At 62.8% G+C, this 207-nt stretch carries 1 pseudogene; it reads right to left on the bottom strand.

Annotated features, from left to right (window positions below):
* Positions 1 to 207, bottom strand: a pseudogene (locus A3728_RS14810) (acyl-CoA dehydrogenase family protein); the annotation flags it as partial.

The raw sequence follows: 207 nt of genomic DNA, 5'->3' as shown, positions 1-207 counted from the left end.
ATGCGCGGACAAACGGCCAATCTCGGCCTGCTGCGCTTCGGTTGCGTCGTCGCGCAGCAATCGGATCAGTTCCTCGATCAGGGCAAACGACGACAGGAACCGCTCGGGGCCGCTGCGCTCGAACGCCAGTTCGCTCATGACCTGTGACCAGCCCTCGCCCTTTCCGCCCAGCAGCGCATCGGAGGGCAAAAAGGTATCGTCGAATAC

Origin of the sequence: Sulfitobacter sp. HI0040, from assembly GCF_001634885.1 — a bacterium.
GTDB lineage: Bacteria > Pseudomonadota > Alphaproteobacteria > Rhodobacterales > Rhodobacteraceae > Sulfitobacter.
The sequence above is the reverse complement of the archived record's forward strand: the minus strand, read 5'-3'. Positions and strand labels throughout refer to the sequence as shown.